The organism is Microcystis sp. M53603_WE2 (assembly GCF_030065435.1).
The window spans coordinates 1-4,282 of sequence record NZ_JASJFF010000338.1 but is presented as its reverse complement, the minus strand read 5'-3'; the positions used below and the strand labels follow the sequence as shown (position 1 = coordinate 4,282).

The following is a 4,282-nucleotide window of genomic DNA, read 5'->3' as shown; positions in this document are numbered from 1 at the left end:
TTAATCAGCAAAGGTTTAAGTGTGCCGCACAGATGCGAGAACCGCTATAATTATAACCAGCTACTTACTTAGGGTTACAGTTAAATTATTCTGGGTCTCGGTGGCTTAGTCACTAATCAACTCAGACACAGGACAAGAGAGCCATTCTAAATAATTATTACTCAATTCTTTCACGGCTAATTCATAGAACCTCTGACCGTGTTCGGGAGTGGCTAAAGCAGGATTGGAACCCATACGACCATCGGGGTAGTTTTGGCGAAAATTAGCCGCACCGTAAATACCATGACCAGAAGCCACTTTTTCCGATAAAAAGGCATTTTTAAGGCTCTCAGGGTAAAGATACTGAGTTAACGCCACTTCGCTCGGTGTAGCGTGAGAACCTTCCTGATCTCCATACAATTCTTTGGCTAAAAGATAAACTTCTCGCACCATAAACCAGTTGGCCACTTGACATTTAACCTCGTTTGTGTTAAGCAAATTGAGGGAATCCAAATGATAATAGGTTTCCGCAAAAGCGGCTTTTAGGGTGGCAATATTGCCCCCGTGACCATTAATAAAGAAAAATTGACGAAAACCCGCTCTAGCTAAACAAGTCACATAGTCGAGGATGACTTGAATCAAAGTGCTAGGACGAAGACTAATTGTACCCGGGAAAGCCGTGTGATGTAGGGCCATACCGACATTTAAGGTGGGTGCTACCATTGCTCGTACCTGTTTCCCCACTCCTTTAGCGATCGCCTCCGCACATAGAGCATCTGTACCAATTAGTCCCGTCGGCCCGTGTTGTTCCGTGGAACCAATAGGAATAATAATTCCCTGAGATTGTTCTAGATAGGATTCCACCTCTAACCAGGTGGATAACTGTAATAACATTCGGCTCTACCCCCCCGAGTGCAGGTTGACCAATTGAGATAAAATTAGGACGAATAATCAAGTATTTTTATGTTAACCCTTGACACCCCCCCCTTGTCGGCGAGTACGGATTTCGTTCCCAATCATCGGATTTTAATCGTTGAAGACGAAGAAGTGATTCGGGATATGATTATTTTGGCTTTGGAAGAAGAAGGTTACGAGGCGCTCGGTGTTAGTGATGGTCGCGTTGCCCTAGAATTACTGCAAAGTCAAGAATCTAATCACGGTGAGTCTCGTTTTGATTTGGTCGTTTTGGATTTAATGTTACCCCAAATCAACGGTCTTGATATCTGTCGTCTGTTGCGCTATCACGGCAATATTATCCCGATTTTAATCTTAAGTGCTAAGGCCAGCGAAACCGATCGAGTTTTGGGTTTAGAAGTAGGTGCCGATGATTATCTGACTAAACCCTTTAGTATGCGCGAATTAGTCGCTCGTTGTCGCGCTCTCATTCGTCGTCAAGGATTTACTTCCCTAGCTGCCGCTCCCGTGCGAAAATTCCGCGATGTTCTTCTTTATCCCCAGGAATGTCGGGTGACGGTGCGAGATGAAGAAATTAACCTTTCTCCTAAAGAATTCCGTCTCCTCGACCTATTTATGAGTTATCCGCGCCGAGTTTGGTCAAGAGAGCAGTTAATTGAACAAATTTGGGGGCCAGATTTTTTAGGAGATACCAAAACCGTCGATGTTCACATTCGCTGGTTACGGGAAAAACTAGAAATCGATCCCAGTCAACCGGAATACCTGATTACTGTACGCGGTTTCGGTTATCGTTTTGGCTAGGTGAGCGATTATATTTTCCCGATTAGCGATCGCCGCTCGCGCAGACAATGACTATTTTCGCTTTTATTTTCGGAGTAGTTTTAGGTTTGAGTATTTGTTATTGGCAAGTCTCACGCTTAAATAGAGAGTTAAAGCGAACCCTAAGCGCTCTCTCGGATTCGGTGGATTTGTCGGCCTCTTTTCCCGTTACCTCCCTGGTGCGTCGAGAATTACAGTTTCTCTCCCAAAGTCTGCAAGAGCGAGAAAAGAGCTTAGAAATTCAGAAATCCTTGCTAGAACTAGCGCCGATCGCCTATCTTCATATAGATACCGATAATCAACTACTCTGGTGTAATCAACAGGCAATTAATCTCCTCAAACTCGATCGCTGGCAGCCAGATCAAGTGCGTCTGCTGCTGGAATTAGTGCGATCCTACGAATTAGATCAATTAATTCAAGAAACTCGCCAAAAACAGAGTCCACAGGTGCAAACTTGGACTTTTTACCCGACTAATTATCCTGTCAACCCCATTAGCGATCGCCAAGTGATTGCTCCTAAATCGATTGCCTTGAAGGGTTACGGTTATCCCTTGCCAGAAGGTGAAATCGCTGTATTTATCGAAAATAGACAGCCTTTAGTGGAATTATCGCAAAATCGCGAGCGAGCTTTCTCTGACTTAACTCACGAGTTACGCACTCCCTTAACCTCCATTTCTCTCCTTACCGAAGCTTTACAAAAACGCCTCCAAGCTCCCGAAAGACGCTGGTTAGAACAAATGGGGAAAGAAGTGGAGCGTTTGAGTCAATTAGTCTGCGATTGGCTAGAAATCAGTGAATTACAAGCGGATGCGGGGCGATCTTTACAATACCAGATGATTAATCTAGAGGAATTAATCACCGCTGCTTGGCAGACTGTCACCCCAATAGCCGCCCAAAAACAGATTAGCTTAGATTATTCCTCTCCGGTGGATTGGACGCTGGAAGTGGATCACTCTCGTCTGCTGCAAGTTTTCCTGAATCTCTTTGATAATGCCATTAAGTATAGTCCCGATCAGGGGAAAATTCGCCTAGAAATTCGGGAAATATCCGATACTATCGGGGAAAAATGGCTAAAAATTGACGTTATCGACAACGGGAAGGGATTTAACGAAGCGGATCTACCCTACGTTTTTGATCGCCTCTTTCGTGGTGATCCTTCCCGCACCCGTCAAAAACAAGGCACAAAGGATTATAGTACCGGTTTAGGTTTATCGATTGCCAAAGAGATTATTCAAGCCCATGGCGGTTCGATCGTCGCTCAAAATGATCCTAACACCGGCGGCGCTCGCCTACAAGTCACTCTCCCGCGTCAAAAAAAGGAGGTGGGGTGATGGGTGTGGGGTGTGGGGAGAAAAAAAATCTGTCAAGTTCTCTGGACAACTGTACAAAATCGAAAATTTTCTTGTTATCACTGTAGAGAAAGAGTAGTTTTATGTTAAGCGAATCCGACCGTGAGCCTATCCAAAGAAACCAATCATCCCGATCGCACCTATTTCGCTCGTTCTCTCCAGCGATTGGAACAGGATGTGCTGAGAATGGGCACCTTGGTCGAAGAATCCTTTCGTCTTAGCCATCAATCCCTTTTTGCTAGGGATTTGGAAATGGCGAAAAAAATCGCCCCCCTTGACAAGGAAATCGATCGCTACTACCGTCAAATCGAGTTAGATTGTGCCACTCTCATGACTCTACAGGCTCCCGTAGCCCAAGATTTGCGGCTTTTAAGTGCTTTTATGCAATTAGTGCGCGATTTGGAACGTATCGGCGATTATGCCAAGGATTTGGCTGAAATAGCTCTCAAATTATTCGCCTATACTCCCCACGATTGTATGGGTGAGATCGAGGCTATGTCCCACCATGCCCAGTATATGTTAGCCACGAGCCTTGTTGCTCTGGCCGACCTCGATCAAGAAGCAGGTCCAAAGGTGAAAGAACTAGATAATACGGTCGATCGAGCCTATGATTATCTCTATCACACTCTCGCCCATCAAAGAGATATCAAGGGTGTGGTGGAACCAATCCTGCTGATGGCTTTACTAATCCGTCATCTGGAACGCATGGCCGATCACGCCACCAATATCGCCCAAAGGGTATCCTACATCGTTACCGGACAGAGAGGCTGAGGGTGTGGAGGCTCCTGAGATGATTTCTCTCGAACTCTGGCCCCCGCTTTTAGCGTTTACGACTCAGGGGGTTTACAATTTCACTTAACCCCTCCCCCAAGAGGGATAAACCCACCACCATCGTGGTCATTGCTAATCCGGGGAATAAAGTGGTCCACCAGATACCTGTAGATAAATCCGCCAAAGCTTCCTTGAGATCATGACCCCATTCCGGCACTTCTTCTGGTAATCCTAAGCCTAAAAAGCCTAAACCGCCTAAAACCAGGATCGCATCCGCTGCGTTGAGGGTAAAAAGAACCGGGACACTTTGGACGACATTAAAGAAAAGATATTTTGATAGTATCCGGCTAGGACTGGCACCGATCGCTCGCGCCGCTTCGATAAATAACTCATTTTTAACGCTGGCGGTTTGATTTCTGACCACGCGAAAATATTGGGGAATATAGGCA

General features: G+C 45.6%; 5 protein-coding genes. 3 read left to right on the top strand and 2 right to left on the bottom strand.

All coding sequences use genetic code 11. The features are described from left to right. Positions 1-105: 105 nt before the first annotated feature. Positions 106-873, bottom strand: coding sequence for a creatininase family protein (locus PX481_RS07330; RefSeq protein WP_002759708.1), 768 nt, complete (start codon positions 871-873; stop codon positions 106-108). Positions 874-942: 69 nt separating this feature from the next. Between PX481_RS07330 and PX481_RS07325 the strand changes: the two genes are divergently transcribed. The 3 genes from PX481_RS07325 (at position 943) to phoU (ending at position 3,833) form a co-directional block, all read left to right on the top strand. Then, positions 943-1,695: a response regulator transcription factor gene (locus tag PX481_RS07325; RefSeq protein WP_002759707.1), complete on the top strand. Its 753-nt coding sequence runs from the start codon at positions 943-945 to the stop codon at positions 1,693-1,695. Positions 1,696-1,742: 47 nt separating this feature from the next. Continuing rightward, positions 1,743-3,044 (top strand): sensor histidine kinase, encoded by a 1,302-nt coding sequence (locus PX481_RS07320; RefSeq protein WP_288094167.1) that lies wholly within the window; start codon positions 1,743-1,745, stop codon positions 3,042-3,044. Between the two features lie 120 nt (positions 3,045-3,164). Then, complete coding sequence (phoU, locus tag PX481_RS07315; protein WP_002759704.1) at positions 3,165-3,833, top strand: phosphate signaling complex protein PhoU; 669 nt, start codon at positions 3,165-3,167, stop codon at positions 3,831-3,833. A gap of 49 nt (positions 3,834-3,882) precedes the next feature. On the opposite strand, the gene PX481_RS07310 is transcribed toward phoU, so the two are convergent. After that, a partial coding sequence (locus tag PX481_RS07310; protein ID WP_288094165.1) for an ABC transporter permease subunit occupies positions 3,883-4,282 on the bottom strand: 400 nt, incomplete at its 5' end.

What these genes read in the sequence shown, in the direction of transcription:
- PX481_RS07320 (WP_288094167.1), top strand. Translation starts at nt 1,743, where the DNA reads ATGACTATTTTCGCTTTTATTTTCGGAGTAGTTTTAGGTTTGAGTATT.
- PX481_RS07325 (WP_002759707.1), top strand. Translation starts at nt 943, where the DNA reads ATGTTAACCCTTGACACCCCCCCCTTGTCGGCGAGTACGGATTTCGTT.
- PX481_RS07330 (WP_002759708.1), bottom strand. Translation starts at nt 873, where the DNA reads ATGTTATTACAGTTATCCACCTGGTTAGAGGTGGAATCCTATCTAGAA.